The organism is Janthinobacterium sp. 35, assembly GCF_002754575.1.
In the GTDB taxonomy this organism is placed as follows: Bacteria; Pseudomonadota; Gammaproteobacteria; order Burkholderiales; family Burkholderiaceae_D; genus Janthinobacterium; species Janthinobacterium tructae.
Genome location: NZ_PEFN01000001.1, coordinates 2688124 through 2709653 on the forward strand (window position 1 = coordinate 2688124; position 21530 = coordinate 2709653).

Annotated in this window: 12 protein-coding genes, 2 tRNA genes and 3 rRNA genes; 16 read left to right on the forward strand and 1 reads right to left on the reverse strand. The window is 57.8% G+C overall.

What is annotated here, in order from left to right:
* The first annotated feature begins 160 nt into the window (after positions 1 to 160).
* The 7 genes from CLU93_RS12075 (at position 161) to CLU93_RS12105 (ending at position 7639) form a co-directional block, all read left to right on the forward strand.
* The gene (locus CLU93_RS12075) at positions 161 to 1042 is read left to right on the forward strand and encodes an N-acetylmuramic acid 6-phosphate etherase (protein WP_099761419.1); all 882 of its coding nucleotides are present in this window, start codon (positions 161 to 163) and stop codon (positions 1040 to 1042) included.
* A 45-nt stretch (positions 1043 to 1087) separates the two neighbouring features.
* Positions 1088 to 2398, forward strand: a complete 1311-nt coding sequence (locus CLU93_RS12080; RefSeq protein WP_099761422.1) for an MFS transporter — start codon at positions 1088 to 1090, stop codon at positions 2396 to 2398.
* A gap of 91 nt (positions 2399 to 2489) precedes the next feature.
* The gene (locus CLU93_RS12085; protein WP_099761424.1) at positions 2490 to 4151 is read left to right on the forward strand and encodes a glycoside hydrolase family 10 protein; all 1662 of its coding nucleotides are present in this window, start codon (positions 2490 to 2492) and stop codon (positions 4149 to 4151) included.
* A 94-nt stretch (positions 4152 to 4245) separates the two neighbouring features.
* Positions 4246 to 5193 carry an N-acetylglucosamine kinase gene (locus CLU93_RS12090; RefSeq protein WP_257224938.1) on the forward strand — a complete coding sequence of 316 codons (948 nt, stop codon included), beginning with the start codon at positions 4246 to 4248 and terminating at the stop codon, positions 5191 to 5193.
* A 30-nt stretch (positions 5194 to 5223) separates the two neighbouring features.
* The gene (locus CLU93_RS12095) at positions 5224 to 6039 is read left to right on the forward strand and encodes an N-acetylmuramoyl-L-alanine amidase (RefSeq protein WP_099761428.1); all 816 of its coding nucleotides are present in this window, start codon (positions 5224 to 5226) and stop codon (positions 6037 to 6039) included.
* 83 nt (positions 6040 to 6122) lie between these two features.
* Positions 6123 to 7025 (forward strand): LysR family transcriptional regulator, encoded by a 903-nt coding sequence (locus tag CLU93_RS12100; protein ID WP_099761430.1) that lies wholly within the window; start codon positions 6123 to 6125, stop codon positions 7023 to 7025.
* Positions 7025 to 7639: a M15 family metallopeptidase gene (locus CLU93_RS12105; protein ID WP_099761433.1), complete on the forward strand. Its 615-nt coding sequence runs from the start codon at positions 7025 to 7027 to the stop codon at positions 7637 to 7639. The genes CLU93_RS12100 and CLU93_RS12105 overlap by 1 nt, the downstream gene beginning before the upstream one ends.
* On the opposite strand, the gene CLU93_RS12110 is transcribed toward CLU93_RS12105, so the two are convergent.
* On the reverse strand, positions 7640 to 9019 hold the full coding sequence (locus tag CLU93_RS12110; RefSeq protein ID WP_099761435.1) for a sodium-dependent transporter: 1380 nt from the start codon (positions 9017 to 9019) through the stop codon (positions 7640 to 7642).
* Between the two features lie 481 nt (positions 9020 to 9500).
* Here CLU93_RS12110 and CLU93_RS12115 point away from each other — a divergent pair.
* The 9 genes from CLU93_RS12115 to CLU93_RS12155 all read left to right on the forward strand — a co-directional run bounded on the left by CLU93_RS12115 (position 9501) and on the right by CLU93_RS12155 (position 21454).
* A 16S ribosomal RNA gene (locus tag CLU93_RS12115) occupies positions 9501 to 11031 on the forward strand.
* Between the two features lie 98 nt (positions 11032 to 11129).
* Positions 11130 to 11206: transfer RNA gene (locus CLU93_RS12120), tRNA-Ile, on the forward strand.
* 21 nt (positions 11207 to 11227) lie between these two features.
* Positions 11228 to 11303 (forward strand) — tRNA-Ala (locus CLU93_RS12125).
* 249 nt (positions 11304 to 11552) lie between these two features.
* Positions 11553 to 14428, forward strand: a 23S ribosomal RNA gene (locus tag CLU93_RS12130).
* A 137-nt stretch (positions 14429 to 14565) separates the two neighbouring features.
* Positions 14566 to 14678, forward strand: a 5S ribosomal RNA gene (gene rrf, locus CLU93_RS12135).
* The 16S, 23S and 5S rRNA genes sit together here with 2 tRNA genes alongside, the layout of an rRNA operon.
* Positions 14679 to 14824: 146 nt before the next feature.
* On the forward strand, positions 14825 to 16261 hold the full coding sequence (locus CLU93_RS12140) for a DUF3375 domain-containing protein (protein WP_099761438.1): 1437 nt from the start codon (positions 14825 to 14827) through the stop codon (positions 16259 to 16261).
* Entirely contained in the window at positions 16261 to 16857 is a 597-nt protein-coding gene (locus CLU93_RS12145) for a DUF4194 domain-containing protein (protein ID WP_218968379.1), read from the forward strand. Before CLU93_RS12140 ends, CLU93_RS12145 begins: the two co-directional genes overlap by 1 nt.
* Positions 16854 to 20252 carry an ATP-binding protein gene (locus tag CLU93_RS12150; protein WP_099761442.1) on the forward strand — a complete coding sequence of 1133 codons (3399 nt, stop codon included), beginning with the start codon at positions 16854 to 16856 and terminating at the stop codon, positions 20250 to 20252. The genes CLU93_RS12145 and CLU93_RS12150 overlap by 4 nt, the downstream gene beginning before the upstream one ends.
* 5 nt (positions 20253 to 20257) lie before the next feature.
* Positions 20258 to 21454 (forward strand): DUF3322 domain-containing protein, encoded by a 1197-nt coding sequence (locus CLU93_RS12155; RefSeq protein WP_257224939.1) that lies wholly within the window; start codon positions 20258 to 20260, stop codon positions 21452 to 21454.
* The last annotated feature ends 76 nt before the right edge of the window (positions 21455 to 21530 follow it).

Here is a 21530-nt window from a genome sequence, read left to right on the forward strand (position 1 = left end):
ATCGAAGTATAGACACAAATGGGAGCGTATCGAAGTACAAGTAATATGCCACGTTCCTGCGCCAGCCATAAACTCCCGTTATGCACGCCCGCCAAGCTTTCATGGCTGATCTTGCACATCGGTATTAAACTGGTTTCACGTTCAACTATGTTCTGAAATCATGTTGAAAACTGAAACCCCGAGCCGGCGGCATCCGGACCTGGACCTGTATCCGGTGGAGCAACTGGTGGCGGCGCTGGTCGATGACCAGTTCTGGGCCGTCGAAGCCGTGCGGCTGGCCTCGCCCGACATTGCTGCCGCCATCACGGCTGCCCTGCCCCGCATCGCGGCCGGCGGACGCTTGCTGTATGTGGGGGCCGGCACCTCGGGCCGCCTGGGCGTACTCGACAGCGTGGAACTCAATCCCACGTTTTCCTGGCCGCCCGAGCGGGCCGTCGCCATCCTCGCCGGCGGTGCCGGCGCCATGTTTGTGGCCGTCGAAGGGGCGGAAGATGATGTACAGCAAGGCGAGCGGGATTTGCTGGCCTTGCAACCGCAGGTCAACGATGTGGTGATCCTGCTTGCCGCCTCCGGCGCCACGCCGTATGTGCTGGGCGCGCTGCTGGCTGCGCGCACGGCAGGCGCCTTGACGATCGGCATCGCCAACAATGTGGGCGCCCCCGTGGCGCACGAGGCGCAATGCGGCATCGTGCTCGACACGGGCACGGAAGTCATTTCCGGCAGCACGCGTCTGAAAGCGGGCACGGCGCAAAAAATCACCCTGAACACGATTTCCAGCGCCCTGATGGTGGGTTTGCACAAAACTTACGGAAACTTGATGGTAGACTTGAAGCCGACCAACGCCAAGCTGATCTGGCGGGCGGTGCGTCTGACCATGCATGCCACCGGTGCCAGCGAAATGCAGGCCAGGGCTGTGCTGGAGCAATGCCACTATCACGTCAAGGTGGCGATCGTTGCCTTGATCAAAAAAATCAACACAAACCAGGCACAGGCATTGTTGGCCGGCGCGGACGGCAGTGTGCGGGCGGCACTGGCGGCGTGATCCGATGGCGCGGCATTCTTCTGTCTGGGAGACCAAGAAGGATGTATGGAGCTAGTGAAACAAACCGCCCCGGCGCGCGCGAATAAGCCGTCAAATAAGCCGTGGTTGTGGATCCCTTCCCTGTATTTCGGCCAGGGTATCCCCTATGTCGTGGTCATGACCTTGTCCGTGATCATGTACAAGAACTACGGTTTTTCGAATACCGATATCGCGCTGTATACCAGCTGGTTGTACTTGCCATGGGTCATCAAGCCCCTGTGGTCGCCCTTCATCGATATGTACCGCACCAAGCGCTTCTGGATCGTCGGCTTGCAGCTGGTGATTGGCGCCGCGCTGGCGCTGGTGGCCCTGACCACGTCGCTGCCGCATTTTTTCCAGATCAGCCTGGCCATCTTCTGGCTGATGGCCTTCAGTTCCGCCACGCATGACATTGCCGCCGATGGCTTTTATATGCTGGGCCTGGAAGAGCATCAGCAGGCGGCCTTCGTCGGCGTGCGCAGCACCTTTTACCGATTGGCGATGATCGCCGGCCAGGGCGGCCTGGTGTTTCTTGCCGGCTACCTGACGCATGCGACGGGCAATGTGCAACTGGCCTGGTCCGTCGTGTTCGCGATTCTGGCGGGACTGTTCATCGCCCTCTTCCTGTACCACTACTTTATTCTGCCGAAACCGCAGGACGACCGCCCCAGCATCCAGGAAGCGGGTATTTCCCCGCTGCAAGAATTCATCGCCACCTTTGCCGCCTTCTTCAAGAAGAAGGATATTGTCGTCATCCTGGGCTTTTTGCTGCTGTTCCGCCTCGGCGAAGCGCAACTGCTCAAACTGGCCGCGCCCTTCCTGCTCGACCCCGTCGCCAAGGGCGGCCTGGGCCTGAGCACGGAACAGGTGGGCCTGGTCTACGGCACCATCGGCGTGATCGCCCTGACCCTCGGCGGCTTGCTGGGAGGATTCATCATTTCCCGCTTCGGCTTGAAACGCTGTTTGTGGATCATGGTGCTGTCCGTCCACTTGCCCGACCTGGTCTTCGTCTACCTGGCCAGCGCCTTGCCCAGCAGCATCTATGTAATCGCTGGCGGCATTGCGCTTGAGCAATTCGGCTATGGCTTCGGTTTCGCTTCCTACATGTTGTACATGATCATGGTCTCCGATGGCGCGCATAAAACGGCCCATTACGCCATCTGCACGGGTTTCATGGCCCTGGGCATGATGTTGCCCGGCATGGCCAGCGGCTGGATACAGCAAATGCTTGGTTACCAGCACTTCTTCATCTGGGTCTGCATCGCCACCATTCCTGCTTTCATCATGGCCGCGCTGGTCAAGATCGATCCCGAATTCGGCAAGAAGGCCGAGGCCTGATTCTTTTGAACTGTGCGCCCGCAAGGATGGCGGGCGCACAGTAAAATGCCCGCACCGATAGACCTGCGCTTCACCACTGCAAGGAATTGTTTTGTTGTCTACTTTGAAAAAACGCCTGGGCGCCACGGCTGGCGTGCTGGCCGCGCTGGCCACCGCCACATTGCTCAGCAGCTGCACCAGCACCAAAATGCCCTCCGCAGTGACGCCGGGCGACGCGGGCTTGCCGGCCGTGCCGCCCGTGCAGCACATCACGGGCGAAGTGCCGCCGCCGGCGCCGCGCGAGTTCCGCGCCGCCTGGGTCTCGACGGTCGCCAATATCGACTGGCCCAGCCGCAGCAATTTGCCGGTCGCCAAGCAGCAAGCCGAGGCGATCGCCATCCTCGACCGCGCCAAGTCCTTGAATCTGAACGCGATTGTGCTGCAGGTGCGGCCCAGCGCCGATACGATTTACCCGTCGCAACTGGAGCCGTGGTCGGAATACCTGACCGGAAAGCAAGGCCAGCCGCCATTGCCCATGTATGACCCGCTGGCCTTCTGGGTGGCGCAGGCGCATGCGCGCGGCCTGGAATTGCACGCCTGGTTCAACCCGTACCGGGCCCGTCACGCGACGGCCAAGTCGCCGCTGGCGCGCGACAGTTTCGCCTCCACCAACCCGGCGTCCGTCAAGCAATACGGCCGCTACCTGTGGATGGACCCGGGCGATGCCGCCGCCTCGAAGCACACGACGGACGTGGTACTGGACGTGGTGCGCCGCTACGATATCGATGGCGTGCACATCGACGATTACTTTTATCCGTACCCGATCGACGCGCCCGGCGCCGGTGCGGGAGCCGAGACGGCCGCGCTGGACGCGGGCAATGGCGGCGCCAAGCGCGAACTGCCGTTTCCCGATGAGCCTTCCTGGCAGCAATATCTGCTGGCCGGTGGCCAACTGGACCGCTCTTCCTGGCGCCGCCAGAACGTCAACCAGCTCATCGAATCCTTGTATACCGGCATCCACCGCGAAAAGAGCTGGGTGCGCTTCGGCATCAGCCCGTTCGGCATCGGCCGTCCCGACCGCCGCCCTGCCGGCATCGTCGGCTTCAGCCAGTACGATAAATTGTATGCGGATGCGGAACTGTGGCTGTCCAAGGGCTGGCTCGATTATCTGTCGCCGCAGCTGTACTGGCCCGTGGCGCAGGCGCCGCAAGCGTTTGGCGTGCTGCTCGACTACTGGCTGGCGCAAAACCCGTATGGCCGCCACGTGTGGCCGGGTCTGTATACGAGCCGCATCGACAATTCCGCCAAGTCCTTCACGCCGCAAGAGATCATCAAGCAGATCGAAGTGACGCGCACGCGTCCCGGTGCGAATGGACAGGTGCATTTCAGCATGGTGCCCCTGATGCAGAACCGCAAGGGTGTCAGCGAGCAACTCAAGGCGACCGTGTACCAAAGCCCCGCCCTGATTCCCGCCACGCCATGGCTGGGCAAGGAAGCGCCGGGTACGCCCGTGCTGGCCTTGCGCCGCGATTCCACCAGCCTGAACGTCAAATTGACGGCGGGCGGCGGCAAACCCGTGGCGCAGTACGCGGTCTGGGCCCGCTACGGCGAAGACTGGCGCTTTAGCGTGGTCACGGGCATGCAGGGCGAGCTGACCCTGGTCGACGATGCCATTGGTAAAGTCAATGCGGTGGTGGTCAGCGCGGTGGACCGTCTCGGCAATGAAAGCCCCCGCGTCACCGTGCGCGCACCGTTTACGGCCGCCGCCAAGTAATTGTTGACCGTTCAACGGTAGTCCATAACCTGCAGGCATGAAACATGCGCAAGCTTTCATGCCTGCAAGCCCAGCTTGGCTTTACACTAATGCCATGATTTCCTTCCCTACAGCCAATAATGCGGTGCCCGTGCTGGGCCTGGGCATCGACGCGGGCGGCACGCAGACGCGCTGGGCCCTGGCCACTGCGGATGGCGTCATCGTGGCCGAGGGCGCCGTGGAAGGCTTGTCTGCCTTGCAAATGAGCAGCGATGCGGGCCGCGCAGCCGTGCACGCCACGTTTGCCGGGCTGTGCCGTGCCGTGCTGGCCGTCGGCCAGCCCCGCGCCGTGGTGGCGGGCTTGACGGGTTTTGGCGGCGACGACGCTGTGCTGGCGCAAACGCTGGCCACTTTGCTGGCGCTGGACGCCGCTGATGTCAGCGTGGGCAACGATATCGACATCGCCTATCGCGACAGTTTTGAACCAGGCGAAGGTTATCTGGTCTACGCTGGCACGGGCTCGATCGCCGCCTGGATCGATACGGATGGCGTGTTTCACCGCGCGGGCGGGCGCGGCGTGCTGCTCGACGATGGCGGCGGCGGCTACTGGATCGCCCGTGAAGCCTTGCGCCACATCTGGCGCCGCGAAGATGAGGCTCCCGGCAGCTGGCAAAGCTCGCCCATGGCCGAAGCCGTGTTTGCGCATATCGGCGGCAGCGACTGGTCATTGTCGCGCGCCTTCATGTATGGCCAGGACCGGGGCGCCATCGGCCGCCTGGCATTGGCGGTCGCCGCCAGTGCGGACACCGACCCGCTGGCGCTGGACATCTTGCAGCGCGCGGGACAGGAACTGGCGCGCCTGGCGCTGGCCCTGACGGCGCGCTACGGCCCCCGTCCCGTGGTGCTGGCGGGGCGCGCGGCGCAGTTGCACCCGGCCATTGCCGCTGCCATGCGCGCCGCTTTGCCTGTATCGTTGCAGATGGAGCAAAAAGTTGCCCGCTCGCATGAGGCCGCGGCCAAGCTGGCGGCCAGGACGGCCAGCTTGTATGCCGGAAAAGACTGACTATTTTATTAACCCGAACATGGATCTTTCATGAAAAAAATCGCCCTCGCCCTGCTGGTGGCCCTGCTCTCCGCCTGTAGCACGCCCGCGCCGCACCTCGACCACAGCTTGACGGCGCGCAGCCAGAGCCCGCGCGTCAAATTCATCGTCATCCATTACACGGTCAGCGACTTGCCCCGCTCGATCAAGATCCTGACGGAACAAGTCGTCAGCAGCCATTATTTGCTGACCGACACGGACAAGCCGAAGTTTTACGTGCTGGTCGACGAATCGCGCCAGGCCAATCACGCGGGTGTGAGTAACTGGAAGACTTATACACAGTTGAATGTCAGCTCGATTGGCATCGAGATCGTCAACCCCGGCTACAAGGACACGCCGGAAGGCCGCCTCTGGTATCCCTTTCCGCAGGCACAGATCGATGAGCTGATTCCGCTGCTGAAAGATATCCAGGCCCGCTACAACATCGCGCCGGAAAATATCCTGGGCCATAACGAAATCGCCCCGCAGCGCAAGCAGGACCCGGGGCCGCTGTTCCCATGGCGCCAGCTGGCCGATGCTGGCCTGATCGTCTGGCCGGACGCGAACCGCGTGGCCATGCAGCGCCTTATTTTTGAGAGCCAAGTGCCGGACGCCGTCTGGTTCCAGAAAAAGCTGGCCCAGCATGGGTATGCGACGCCGAATACGGGCATCTTCGATGAAGCGACGCGCAATGTGCTGATCGCCTTCCAGATGAAATACCGCAACACATTGTTTGACGGCACGCCCGATGGTGAAACGGCGGCTCTGCTGGAAGTGCTGACGACGCCGGCCCCAGCGGTTGCAACACCTGCTGTTGCAACAAAGTAGCATAGCCGTTCCAGCCCATGACTTTTTCTTATATGCTGAACGTTGACGGCCCAGGTGGCCACGGCAAGGTAAAGGAATAGCTCATGCGGCTGCGTCATATCGAAGTGTTTCACGCCATCATGCAAGTCGGCACTATCAGCGGCGCCGCCCAGGTGCTGCATATCTCGCAACCGGCCGTGACCAAGGTCTTGCAGCATTGCGAGTTGCAGCTGGGCATGCCGCTGTTCGAGCGCGTGCGGGGCAAGCTGTACCCGAAGCCGGAGGCGCACCGTTTGTTTGTCGAGACGGAAAAGCTCAACCGCGATTTATTGGGCATCCGCCGCCTGGCGGCCAGCCTGAAGGGCCATGCGGTGGAAACCATCCGTTTGGTTTCCACGCCGACGCTCGCCATCAGCGTCTTGCCGTTTGCCATGACCGAGTGGCGGCGCGACTTTCCCCACACGCGTTGCCAGCTGGCTACCCACCACACGGGCGAGATCGTCAATACCCTGCGCCTCGGTGAAGCGGACTTGGCCGTATCGCTGCAAGACCCGCGTCATCCGGGCATCGTGGCCGAACCGCTGGCGCACGGTGTCATGACGGTGATCGCGCCGGCTGGCACCTGGCATGCGGCCGATTGCGGCACGCCCTTGACGGCGCATGGCCTGAATGGCGAGCTGATCGGCCATGCGGACAACGATCCGCTGGGCGAACTGGTGGTGGCCGCCTGCGAGGCGCAGGATATCCACCCCGTCTTTTCTACCGTGGTGCAAACCTATCAAATTGCCCGTTCCCTGGTGGAAGCGGGCGCCGGCATGGCCGTGGTCGACCCGTTTACGGCCGCGTCCGGTTCACCCGAGCGCTTGCAGCGCCGTCCCTGGGCACCCACGATACCGATTCAACTGTATTTATTGACGGCGAGCCACTCGCCGCTGTCGCATGGCGCGCGGCGCCTGGCCGACAGCATCGGCGTGGCGGCGCGTCAGTGTCTGGAAAGAGGAGTCTGATGTCTGTTGCAATTTTGCAATTGGAAGCGGTCGGCAGCGACCCGCAATTTCGCCACCTGAGCAGCATCGCCGGCATCGCCGTCGACTTGCGCTATGCCACGCCCGACAATTTCGTCGGCCGCGACTTATACAGCCCCATCGATTGCGCCTGGCTGCACCGCGATGCGGCCGCGGCACTGGAACAGGCCGTGGCCTGGCTGGCCGCGCATCGCCCCGATCATCATTTATTGGTGCTCGATGCCCTGCGCCCGCAGCGGGTCCAGCAGCAATTGTGGGATGCGCTGCAGGGAACCGAGTTGCTGGGCTACATCGCCGAACCGTCGCGCGGCTCGATTCACTCATTTGGCATGGCGCTCGACATCACCATCGTGGGACCGGATGGGCAGGAACTGGACATGGGCACGGGATTTGACGACTTGAGTGAACGCTCACACCCGGCGCTGGAGCTTGCTTTGCTGGAAAGCGGGGAGATTACGCAGGAGCAGGTGGCGCACCGCCGCTTGTTGCGCGACGCCATGTTCCAGGCGGGCTTCTTCGGCATCAACAGCGAATGGTGGCATTTCGATTGCGGCGATCGGGTGCTGGTGCGCCAGACCTACACCCGGGTACTCTGATTAGAAGACCTTTAATCCCTTCAGCATCACGATCAGGATCAATACAGGCGAGACAAAGCGCAGCAGGAACAGCAGCACATGCGCCAGAGTTTGATTCTGCAACTGGCCGTGATTGCTGATCGCCTCGATGAAATGCTGCTTGCCCCAGGCCCAGCCGGTAAACAAGGCAATCGCGATGCCGCCCACGGGCAGGAAGATATTCGACGAGACGAAGTCGAACAGATCAAACATATTCAAATTAAACAGCTTGAAGTCCGCCAGGGTGCTGTTGCTCAGCGCGCATACGGAACCGAGCACGGCCAGCAGCAGCATGGTTACCACGGTAGCCTTGGTGCGCGTCCAGCCAAAGCGTTCGTGAAAAATCACCACGGGCACTTCCATCAGCGACAGCATCGCGCCCGTGGCGGCCACGGCGGCCAGGATAAAGAACACCACCATCAGCGCTTGTCCCATCGGGATTTGCGAGAACACGGCCGGAATCGTGATGAACACCAGCGACGGTCCCGCGCTGGGGGCGAAACCAAACGTGAACACGGCGGGGAAGATGGCGATGCCGGCCAGCATGGAGACACCGAGGTCGGCCGCCATCACGCGCAGGGTAGTGACAGGGATATTCTGGTCGTCGCGGAAATAGCTGCCATAGGTCATCATCGTGCCCATGCCGACGGACAATTTAAAGAAAGCCAGGCCCATGGCCGTCAGCACGACGGACGCCGTCAGCTTGGAAAAATCAGGACGGAACAGGAACGCCAGTCCTTCGGCCGCTTTATCGAGCGACAGGCTGACCGCGCAGAGCAGGAGCAGCAGCAGGAACAGCAGAGGCATGAGTTTCTTGGCGATCGCCTCGATGCCCTTGGTCACGCCCAGCATCAATATGCCACCGATAAACAGCAGCACGCCCCATTGCCAGAACAGCGACTGCAGGGGATTGCTGATCAGGGAGGCGAAGGCTGCTTCCGTCACCAGCTTGTCGCTGCTGAGGATGGAGCCGTCGATGGCCTTGGCGATATACGCAAACACCCAGCCCACCACTTCCGAGTAAAACGCGACGATCAGGAAGGCGGCGATCATGCCGATGACGCCGACCAGCCACCACGGTTTGCCCTTCGGTGCCAGTTGTTCCATGGTGGAGATGGGATTGACCTTGGCGTGGCGGCCCAGGGTGATTTCCGCGATCATCACGGGCAATCCCACTAATAAGGTGGCGAGTAAATAGATGAGCAGGAAGCCGGCGCCGCCATTGGCGCCCGTCAGATAGGGGAATTTCCAGATGTTGCCGAGACCGACTGCGGAACCGAGGGTGGCGGCGAGTACGCCGAAGCCAGTGGTAAAGCCAGCTCGTTTCAGGGTCAGGCCTGATCCTTGAGCTTGTTGTTTCATGGTGAATCTTCTATGGTGGGACGCGAATTTGCGTTGAGGGGGCGAAATTGTAGCAGTTGGCCGCAAATACCCCGGAAAAGCCTTGCTACTGGCGGGGCGCTTTGCTATAGTTCGCCTCCCCAATGAGACGCAGTCACTGCGGCAGTTGAGGATCACCGGAAACGGCGATGAGCAGGAAAAGAAGGAGTTGACGGATGTAGTGAAATGCTTCATACTCTTCCTTCTTCGCAGCTGACAAACACAACGCTTTGTCGATAGCGCGAAAGTAGCACCGAATACCGTTCTTTAACAATTAACAGTCGATAAGTGTGGGCATTTGATGTAAGTGCAGCGTCAATCTTCGGATTGGCGTCTAACTTAAAATATCAAATGTTCACAAGAAATAATGAAATAGGCGCTACGCAAGTAGTGGCCTGTCAGTTTTTTGAGTGAGCGACCCGTCGCAAGACGGTGCCAATAAAATGGCAAAGTAACAGAGATTAAACTGAAGAGTTTGATCCTGGCTCAGATTGAACGCTGGCGGCATGCCTTACACATGCAAGTCGAACGGCAGCACGGAGCTTGCTCTGGTGGCGAGTGGCGAACGGGTGAGTAATATATCGGAACGTACCCTAGAGTGGGGGATAACGTAGCGAAAGTTACGCTAATACCGCATACGATCTAAGGATGAAAGTGGGGGATCGCAAGACCTCATGCTCGTGGAGCGGCCGATATCTGATTAGCTAGTTGGTAGGGTAAAAGCCTACCAAGGCATCGATCAGTAGCTGGTCTGAGAGGACGACCAGCCACACTGGAACTGAGACACGGTCCAGACTCCTACGGGAGGCAGCAGTGGGGAATTTTGGACAATGGGCGAAAGCCTGATCCAGCAATGCCGCGTGAGTGAAGAAGGCCTTCGGGTTGTAAAGCTCTTTTGTCAGGGAAGAAACGGTGAGAGCTAATATCTCTTGCTAATGACGGTACCTGAAGAATAAGCACCGGCTAACTACGTGCCAGCAGCCGCGGTAATACGTAGGGTGCAAGCGTTAATCGGAATTACTGGGCGTAAAGCGTGCGCAGGCGGTTTTGTAAGTCTGATGTGAAATCCCCGGGCTCAACCTGGGAATTGCATTGGAGACTGCAAGGCTAGAATCTGGCAGAGGGGGGTAGAATTCCACGTGTAGCAGTGAAATGCGTAGATATGTGGAGGAACACCGATGGCGAAGGCAGCCCCCTGGGTCAAGATTGACGCTCATGCACGAAAGCGTGGGGAGCAAACAGGATTAGATACCCTGGTAGTCCACGCCCTAAACGATGTCTACTAGTTGTCGGGTCTTAATTGACTTGGTAACGCAGCTAACGCGTGAAGTAGACCGCCTGGGGAGTACGGTCGCAAGATTAAAACTCAAAGGAATTGACGGGGACCCGCACAAGCGGTGGATGATGTGGATTAATTCGATGCAACGCGAAAAACCTTACCTACCCTTGACATGGCTGGAATCCTTGAGAGATCAGGGAGTGCTCGAAAGAGAACCAGTACACAGGTGCTGCATGGCTGTCGTCAGCTCGTGTCGTGAGATGTTGGGTTAAGTCCCGCAACGAGCGCAACCCTTGTCATTAGTTGCTACGAAAGGGCACTCTAATGAGACTGCCGGTGACAAACCGGAGGAAGGTGGGGATGACGTCAAGTCCTCATGGCCCTTATGGGTAGGGCTTCACACGTCATACAATGGTACATACAGAGCGCCGCCAACCCGCGAGGGGGAGCTAATCGCAGAAAGTGTATCGTAGTCCGGATTGTAGTCTGCAACTCGACTGCATGAAGTTGGAATCGCTAGTAATCGCGGATCAGCATGTCGCGGTGAATACGTTCCCGGGTCTTGTACACACCGCCCGTCACACCATGGGAGCGGGTTTTACCAGAAGTAGGTAGCTTAACCGTAAGGAGGGCGCTTACCACGGTAGGATTCGTGACTGGGGTGAAGTCGTAACAAGGTAGCCGTATCGGAAGGTGCGGCTGGATCACCTCCTTTCTAGAGTTTGCACGAATCAGAAATGATTCACGCATCAAATGTTCACACTTATCGGCTGTTTAATTAAGAAGAAACAGTAGTCGTAGTAGTTCCGCGTTGGGGCTGTAGCTCAGCTGGTTAGAGCACCGTGTTGATAACGCGGGGGTCGTTGGTTCGAGTCCAACCAGCCCTACCAGCTAATTAGTACATAATTCCCGGGGGATTAGCTCAGCTGGGAGAGCACCTGCTTTGCAAGCAGGGGGTCGTCGGTTCGATCCCGTCATCCTCCACCAAAGTTTTACTCGAAAGTGCAAATGTAAGCCAGTCAAACAGACCCGGTTTAGATTTGATCTTTTAGCGATCAAAGCTGTTTCGTTCTTTAACAATCTGGAAGAAGTAAAGATTATTTATTGATTGGTTTGCCGTAAAACGCAAATCGATGGGTAATGATTGTATGTATCAACAAACAAGCAACAACGTTGTACTTTCTTATTCCTGTAACGCTCTTTCCTCATGCAAATGATGAGAGGCTAACGTTATAGGGACAAGCGAATAAGTGCACATGGTGGATGCCTTGGCGATTACAGGCGATGAAGGACGTAGTAGCTTGCGATAAGCTGCGGGGAGTGAGCAAACACACTTTGATCCGCAGATTTCCGAATGGGGCAACCCACCCTTTTAGGGTATTGCATACTGAATACATAGGTATGCAAGGCGAACGCGGCGAACTGAAACATCTAAGTAGCTGCAGGAAAAGAAATCAACCGAGATTCCCAAAGTAGCGGCGAGCGAAATGGGAAGAGCCTGTACGTGATAGTCGGACCGATAACAGAATCCTCTGGAAATAGGAGCCATAGTGGGTGATAGCCCCGTATGTGAAATTGGACCGGTGATACTAAGCGTACGACAAGTAGGGCGGGACACGTGACATCCTGTCTGAATATGGGGGGACCATCCTCCAAGGCTAAATACTCGTAATCGACCGATAGTGAACCAGTACCGTGAGGGAAAGGCGAAAAGAACCCCGGAAGGGGAGTGAAATAGATCCTGAAACCGTGTGCATACAAACAGTAGGAGCGGACTTGTTCCGTGACTGCGTACCTTTTGTATAATGGGTCAGCGACTTACATTCAGTGGCAAGGTTAACCGCATAGGGAAGCCGTAGAGAAATCGAGTCCGAATAGGGCGATCAGTCGCTGGGTGTAGACCCGAAACCAAGTGATCTACTCATGGCCAGGATGAAGGTGCGGTAACACGCCCTGGAGGTCCGAACCCACTAATGTTGAAAAATTAGGGGATGAGCTGTGGGTAGGGGTGAAAGGCTAAACAAACTTGGAAATAGCTGGTTCTCTCCGAAAACTATTTAGGTAGTGCCTCAAGTATCACCATCGGGGGTAGAGCACTGTTATGGCTAGGGGGTCATTGCGACTTACCAAACCATTGCAAACTCCGAATACCGATGAGTGCGAGCTTGGGAGACAGACGTCGGGTGCTAACGTCCGGCGTCAAGAGGGAAACAACCCAGACCGCCAGCTAAGGTCCCAAAGATTGGCTAAGTGGAAAACGAAGTGGGAAGGCTAAAACAGTCAGGATGTTGGCTTAGAAGCAGCCATCATTTAAAGAAAGCGTAATAGCTCACTGATCGAGTCGTCCTGCGCGGAAGATGTAACGGGGCTAAGCCAGTCACCGAAGCTGCGGATATCCTTTATTGGATATGGTAGGAGAGCGTTCTGTAAGCCTGCGAAGGTGTCTTGTAAAGGATGCTGGAGGTATCAGAAGTGCGAATGCTGACATGAGTAGCGATAATGGGGGTGAAAAGCCTCCACGCCGTAAGCCCAAGGTTTCCTGTTCAACGTTCATCGGAGCAGGGTGAGTCGGCCCCTAAGGCGAGGCAGAGATGCGTAGCTGATGGGAAGCAGGTTAATATTCCTGCACCGTCGTATGATGCGATGGGGGGACGGATCGCGGAAGGTTGTCCAACTGTTGGAATAGTTGGTTTTTGGCTCATAGAAGGCACTTAGGCAAATCCGGGTGCGGAATTCAAGGGGTTGAGACGAGTGCACTTGTGCACGAAGCAATCGGAAGTGGTTCCAAGAAAAGCCTCTAAGCTTCAGTCATACGAGACCGTACCGCAAACCGACACAGGTGGGCGAGATGAGTATTCTAAGGCGCTTGAGAGAACTCGGGAGAAGGAACTCGGCAAATTGGTACCGTAACTTCGGGAAAAGGTACGCCCCGGTAGCTTGATTGGTTTACTCCATGAGGGTGAAAGGGTTGCAATAAACTGGTGGCTGCGACTGTTTAATAAAAACACAGCACTCTGCAAACACGAAAGTGGACGTATAGGGTGTGACGCCTGCCCGGTGCTGGAAGATTAAATGATGGGGTGCAAGCTCTTGATTGAAGTCCCAGTAAACGGCGGCCGTAACTATAACGGTCCTAAGGTAGCGAAATTCCTTGTCGGGTAAGTTCCGACCTGCACGAATGGCGTAACGATGGCCACACTGTCTCCTCCCGAGACTCAGCGAAGTTGAAATGTTTGTGATGATGCAATCTACCCGCGGCTAGACGGAAAGACCCCATGAACCTTTACTGTAGCTTTGCATTGGACTTTGAACCAATCTGTGTAGGATAGGTGGGAGGCTTTGAAGCGGGGACGCTAGTTCTCGTGGAGCCAACCTTGAAATACCACCCTGGTTTGTTTGAGGTTCTAACCTTGGTCCGTTATCCGGATCGGGGACAGTGCATGGTAGGCAGTTTGACTGGGGCGGTCTCCTCCTAAAGTGTAACGGAGGAGTTCGAAGGTACGCTAGATACGGTCGGACATCGTGTTGATAGTGCAATGGCATAAGCGTGCTTAACTGCGAGACTGACAAGTCGAGCAGGTACGAAAGTAGGACATAGTGATCCGGTGGTTCTGTATGGAAGGGCCATCGCTCAACGGATAAAAGGTACTCTGGGGATAACAGGCTGATTCCTCCCAAGAGTTCATATCGACGGGGGAGTTTGGCACCTCGATGTCGGCTCATCACATCCTGGGGCTGTAGCCGGTCCCAAGGGTATGGCTGTTCGCCATTTAAAGTGGTACGTGAGCTGGGTTTAAAACGTCGTGAGACAGTTTGGTCCCTATCTGCCGTGGGCGTTGGAAATTTGAAGGGGGCTGCTCCTAGTACGAGAGGACCGGAGTGGACGTATCTCTGGTGTACCGGTTGTCACGCCAGTGGCATTGCCGGGTAGCTAAATACGGAAGAGATAACCGCTGAAAGCATCTAAGCGGGAAACTTGCCTTGAGATGAGATTTCCCAGAGCCTTGAGCTCTTTGAAGGGTCGTTCGAGACCAGGACGTTGATAGGCTGGGTGTGGAAGTGCAGTAATGCATTAAGCTAACCAGTACTAATTGCCCGTACGGCTTGTCCCTATAACCTTAGCAGGTACAGAGGATAAGACGGTACAACGTTGTGCGTTTGTTGATACTACTATTCATTACCCAATCTTTGCTTCTTCCAGATTCAGGCTTTGTCGCTCCACTGAGGACAAATGCCAGTACAAGTTATGCCTGATGACCATAGCAAGTTGGTCCCACCCCTTCCCATCCCGAACAGGACCGTGAAACAACTTTGCGCCGATGATAGTGCTGCAACCAGTGTGAAAGTAGGTTATCGTCAGGCTTGTTATTTGGAGAAACAGCCCCCGGCTGTTTCTCCTTGAGAAAAACCCGTCAAGAAATTGGCGGGTTTTTTTTCGTCTGGAGATTTATCAAGAGCTGAGACATTAATCGGTGCTACAGTACGCAATAGACTCACAATGCATACAGATGGACTATCAACAACTTTCTGCCCAGCGCCGCAACCATCCGGCCTGGCGTTTGCTCGCCGCTGATCATGCACCGATGATCGCCAGTTTCCTGCACCGTCATTTTATTGCTCCCAATATCCGTACCATCGCACGCCAGCAACTGGCATCGCATCTGGACGATCATCTGTATCATCTGCATGAACTGGCTGGCGAGGTGTTGTTTCCCAAAAGCGCGACAGCGTATCTGGACGACTGGGCTTCCGATGAACGGGGCTGGTTACGCAAATATTATCCAAGCGGGCAGGACGAACCGCACTATGATCTGACGTCGCCGACCGAACAGGCAATCGAATGGCTGCTTGGCCTGGGACAGCGCCAATTCATCGGTACCGAATCGCGCCTGATGACGGTATTCGATCTGCTGCGGCAGATTATCGATGGTACGGAATTGAATCCCCGTACCCGTATCGCCGAACTGCAGAAACGCAAGGCGGCCATCGATGCGGAAATAGCGCAAATCGCCCTGGGCCGGCTCGACATGATGGAGCCGACCCAGATACGCGAACGCTTTCTGCAAATGTCGTCCACTGCACGCGAGCTATTGTCCGATTTTCGTGCCGTCGAGCACAATTTTCGCAGTCTGGATCGCTCGGTGCGTGAACGTATCGCCACCTGGGAGGGCAGCAAAGGTGAATTGCTGCAGGAAATTTTCGGCAAGCGCGATGTGATCGCCGATTCCGATGAAGGCAAGAGTTTTCGCGCCTTCTGGGATCTGTTGATGTCGCCATCGCGCCAGGATGAATTGACGGCGCTGCTCAATGCGGTAATGGCGCTCGATCCGGTGCGTGAACTGGCGCCCGATGGCCGTTTGTTGCGGATACATTATGACTGGTTGGAGGCAGGCGAAGTGACGCAGCGCACGGTGGCCCGTTTGTCCGAACAGCTGCGGCGCTATCTCGACGATCAGGCCTGGCTGGAAAACCGCCGCATCATGCAGCTGATACGCGACATAGAAAAAAAGGCGCTCGATGCGCGCGCGGTGGTCGAGCATGCTGCTTTTATCGAGATCGATGCCGCCGCGCCGAATGTACTGGCGCCGATGGATCGCACCTTGTTCACGCCGCCCTTCAAACCCGTCATTTTGCATGGCGTGCTCGATGAAGCCGCCGAACCGGTGCCGTCGGATGCCTTGTTCGAGCAGGTCCATGTCGACCGCCTGAAACTGGCGTCGAATATCCGCCGCGCGCTACAGCAGCGCAAGCAAGTGTCGCTCGCCACGCTGATCGCCGAATACCCGCTCGAGCAAGGTCTGGCGGAACTGGCCACCTATCTGAGCCTGGCGACACAGGAGTTGCCCAGCGTGATCGACGATACGCAAGAAGAAACGATACACTGGAGTGATGCGCAGGGTCGTGCGCGGCTTGCCACAGTGCCTCTTCTTATTTTCAGTGCATGATGAATTCTTCCAGCGAAACCCATTACAGCCAGATCCTGATCGCCTTGATGCAAGGCGTGTTGTACCAGGAAAACGATGTCGCCTTATGGCAGCCACTGCTGCTGTTGCAAGCGCGCGTGCGCGATTATTGCCAGCAAATCGGCCTTGAACTGATACTCGACGAAGCCGAGGGCTCTGCCTATCTGCGCCAGCGTGCCACACCGGAAGGGGAAGTAGCGCTGCCGCGCCTGGTGCCGCGGCGCCAGCTCAGCTATCCGGTCAGTTTGATTCTGGTGCTGTTGCGTAAAAAGCTGGCGGAGTTCGATAGCCATGCTGGCGATACGCGTTTGATTGTCAGCCGTGAGCAGATCACCGAACAATTGCGCCTTTTCCTGCCCGATACCGCCAATGAAGCGCGTTTGCTTGACCGCATGGAGACGCATTTGAATAAAGTGGTCGAACTGGGCTTCCTGTATCGTTTGCGTGGACAGGATCAGCAATTTGAAGTGCGGCGCATTTTGAAGGCCTTTGTCGACGCGCAATGGCTTAGCGATTTTGAACAACGCCTGAACGATTACGCCAGTCATGGCGCGGGACTGTCAGAGGATGCGGAATGACGGCGCGGGATCATGAGGACGGCGTCAGTTCCCAATTAGATTTTGCGGAGCCGGCGCTACTTGAACGTGCGGGCTTCCGGCTGCATCACTTCGAAGTCCTGAATTGGGGGACCTTTCATGCGCGCGTGTGGAAACTGCATCCGGGCGGCGACAATCTGCTGCTGACCGGCGACATCGGTTCGGGAAAATCGACGCTGGTCGACGCGATTACCACCTTGCTGGTTCCCGCTCAAAAGATTTCCTATAACAAAGCCGCCGGTGCCGACGCGCATGAGCGCAGCCTGCGCACATACGTGCTTGGCCACTACAAATCGGAACGCGGTGACACGGGTAGTACGGCGCGCGCGGTGGCCTTGCGCGACCAGAATACCTATGCCGTGATCCTTGGCGTGTTTTATAACGAAGGCTACGATCAGACGGTGACCCTGGCGCAGGTCTTCTGGCTCAAGGATGCGCGCGGCCAGCCCGAGCGTTTTTATGTGGTGGCGGACAGCGCCTTGTCGATCGCGGATCAGTTCGCCGGCTTCGGTAGCGATATCACCCAGTTGCGCAAGCGCCTGCGCGCCAGCAAGGGTATAACCCTGTACGACAGTTTTCCACCGTATGGTGCCGATTTCCGCCGCCGCTTCGGTATCGGCAATGAACAGGCGATGGAATTGTTTCACCAGACGGTGTCGATGAAATCGGTTGGCAACCTGACCGACTTCGTGCGTGAGCACATGCTCGAAGCGTTTCCCGTCGAAGAGCGTATCGCCGCCCTGATCGCCCATTTCGATGATCTGCATCGCGCGCACGAAGCTGTACTCAAGGCGAAACAACAGATCGAGCAATTGCTGCCGCTCACTGCCGATTGCGCACGCCACGCCAGTTTGCAGCAGCAGGATGAGCAATTGCGCGGCTGCCGCGAAGCGCTGCGGCCGTGGTTCGCTGCCTTGAAAAGTGAGCTGTTGGAAAGCCGCCTGGAACAACTGGTGCTGGAACTGGAAAAAACCGCCGCGCGCCTGCAGCGGCTGCAACAGCAGCGCGGCGAACAAGGCCTGCGCCGCGATGAAATACGGGAAGCCATTTCCGCCAACGGCGGCAATCGCCTGGCGCAGATCGACGCCGAGATCGCGCGCCGGCAAACGCTGAAGGATGAGCGTGCGCGGCGCGCAGCGCTCTACGAGCAATTGGCGCAAGCGCTGGGCTTGCCTGGTGCGGCCGATGACGAAGGCTTCAGCGCCAATCTGCGTGCCATCGACAGTGGCCAGGCGCAATGCGTCGCGCAGCGCGACGAGTGCCAGAACAGCCTGACAGAGGCGGGTGTCATGGTGCGCGAACTGGGGGCCAGCCATGGCGAGTTATCGGCGGAGCTCGCATCGTTGCGCCAGCGCCGCTCGAATATTCCAGGCCAGATGCTGAAACTGCGTGACTTGCTGTGCGGCGCGCTTGATCTCGATGGTGATGAGCTGCCCTTTGTTGGCGAGTTGATCCAGGTACGCGACGATGCGGGCGAGTGGGAGGGCGCGGCCGAACGCCTGCTGCACAATTTCGGCCTGGCGCTGCTGGTGCCGGAAGCCCATTATGCGGCGGTGGCGGCATGGGTGGACCGCAGCCATCTTGGAGCGCGCCTGGTGTATTTTCGGGTACGCGCGGTCAATGTGCCGGACGCACGGCCGCTGCATCCGGACTCCCTGGTGCGCAAGCTGTCCATCAAGCCTGATTCGGCATTTTATCCATGGATAGCCGGTGAACTGGCGCGGCGTTTCGACTACGCATGCTGTGAATCGCTGCAGCAATTCCAATGTGAAAAATTGGCCATCACGCGCAACGGCCAGATCAAGGCGGGTGGCGAGCGCCATGAAAAGGATGACCGTCATCCGTTGCAAGACCGCACCCGTTATGTGCTGGGCTGGACCAACCAGGCCAAGATCGCGGCGCTGGAAAAGCAGGCGCGTGATTTGTCATTGCGCATCACCGCCCATCGTGCTCGCATCAGTGCACTGGGCATTGATGTCAAAACGCATCAGGACCGCCTGGGTCACTGGCAGCAACTGGCGGTGTTCCAGCATTTCGGCGAACTGGACTGGAAGCCCTTGCTGCTGGCGATCGAACAATTACTGCGTGAAAAAGAGGCACTGGAAGCGGCGTCCGATCTGCTGCAAGAGCTGCAGGGCCAGCTTGAGGCGTTGACGCAAGCGCAAGCCAAAACGGATGACGACATCAGCCGCTACACCACCGAGCATGCCAGGCTCAGCGAACGCCAGGAGCAGGCCAGCGGTCACTTGGGCGATTGCGCACAGTTGCTGGACGCCACGCCGTTGCACGCGCGTGAGCTGTATTTTCCCTTACTACAGCTGCTACAGGCGGAAGCGCTGGGTGAACACAAACTGACGGTGGAGTCGTGCGACAACCGTGAAAAAGACATGCGCACTTTCTTGCAGGCGCGTATCGATGCCGACGGCAAGAAAATCGCCAGTTTGCGCGACCGTATCATCAATACCATGAGTGATTTCGTCACGGCCTGGCCGCTCGATACGCGTGAGGTCGATGTCAGCATCAATGCCGCTGGTGAATTCGGCAAGATGCTGGCGGCACTGCAGGCCGATGATTTGCCACGCTTTGCGCAGCGCTTCAAGGAGCTACTCAATGAAAACACGATCCGCGAAATTGCCGGCTTCCAGTCGCAGCTCAAGCGGGAGCGGGAAACCATCCGTGAACGCATCGACATCATCAACCTCTCCTTGCATGATATCGATTACAACCCCAACCGTTACATCGCGCTGGAAGCCGAGCCCAACCTGGACGCTGACCTGCGCGACTTCCAGGCCGACTTGCGTGCCTGCACCGAAGGCGCGCTGACCGGGTCGAGCGACGAAGAATATTCCGAAGCCAAATTTCTGCAGGTCAAAACGATTATCGAGCGCTTCCGTGGCCGCAGCGGGAGCGCCGAGGTGGACAAGCGCTGGACGCGCAAGGTGACCGATGTGCGCAACTGGTTTGTGTTTTCGGCTTCCGAGCGCTGGCGCGAAGACGACCGCGAGCATGAACATTACACCGATGCTGGCGGCAAGTCTGGCGGACAGAAGGAAAAGCTGGCCTATACCGTGCTGGCCGCCAGTCTGGCGTATCAGTTTGGTTTGGAGTGGGGAGTGGTGCGCTCCCGTTCCTTCCGTTTTGTCGTCATCGATGAAGCATTTGGGCGTGGCTCGGATGAGTCAGCGCGCTATGGCCTGGAATTGTTCAAGCGCATGAATCTGCAATTGCTAATCGTCACGCCCTTACAAAAAATTCATATCATCGAACCCTATGTTGCCGGACTGGGTTTCGTGCACAGCGAAGAGGGCCGGCAATCAATGTTGCGCTGCCTGAGCATCGAGCAATACCAGGCCGAGCGCCAGGCCCGCAGCGCATGAGTGCCATGAGCAGCAACTGGACCACGCCGGCTGACATTCGTATGCAGTTACTGCGCCTGTGGGACAGCGGTCGCCTGCTGGCGGCGCATGTCAGTCAGAGCGTGCTGTTTCCCTTGCCTCTCAATCTGCGCCAGCCTGCATCGGCGCAACTGGGCGAGCAATTCGATGAAGTGCGGCGCTGGATACGCCAACTTGACGAAGGCAGCAAGAGTCACAAGGGCTACGGCTACACCATCGAATGGCGTGATATCAATCATCGCCAGTTGGGGCGCAATCGCATGCCGGCTGGCGTGGTCGTGGACGAAGAGGACGACGCCTTGCGGCTGATCGGAAAAATGGCGGAGAAGCGGCGTTTCGAGCAATTGCTGACGCTGACGCTGCAGGCGTTTCCTGCTTTGGCCGGCTGGATCGCGCGCCGTCCGATGCTGTTGCTCGAGCACGCGCCCGCATGGGAACGCATCGTGCTGATCCTGCAATGGTTTGTGGCGCATCCACGTCCGCAGCTTTACTTGCGCGAACTCGACATCGCTGGGGTGGACGGAAAATTCATCGAAACGCGCAAGGCCTTGCTGGCGGAATTACTGGATCAGCTAATGCTGCCCGAGGCGATCGACGCGCAGGCCGTCGGGGCGCGCCAATTTGAAACGCGTTATGGATTATTGAGCAAACCGGTATTGATACGTTTTCGCCTGCTCGATCCGCGTCATTATATCGCTGGCTTGTCTGACCTGAGCGTGCCGGTAGCGCAGTTCGCTGCCTTGCATGTCAATGTAAAACGCGTCTTTATTACCGAGAATGAAATCAATGGCCTGGCGTTTCCGGAGGTTGAAGACTGCATGGTGATTTTCGGCGGCGGTTATAGTGTCGAACGCCTCGGTGATGTGCCATGGTTGGCTGACAAGGAAGTAATTTACTGGGGCGATATCGATACGCACGGCTTTGCCATCCTGGATCGCTTGCGCGCATACTTGCCGCAAGCGCGCTCCATGCTGATGGACATCGCGACCCTGGAAGCGCACCGCTTGCTGTGGGGGAGTGAAGAGCCGCATAAACGCCACGGTGGTAATCTGACCCGATTGACGCATGAGGAACTGGCCCTGTTTACAATACTGCGCGAACATGCTTTGGGCGAATGCCTGCGTATGGAGCAGGAAAGACTGGGTTTTCGCTGGGTCAGGGCGGCGATACAAAATCTTGGCTGAAAGCCTTGCCACTATCGCGGGGCAGGGCTATAATTCGCCCCCTCGCTGAACGATGCATGCAAATGCCGAGTGAAGC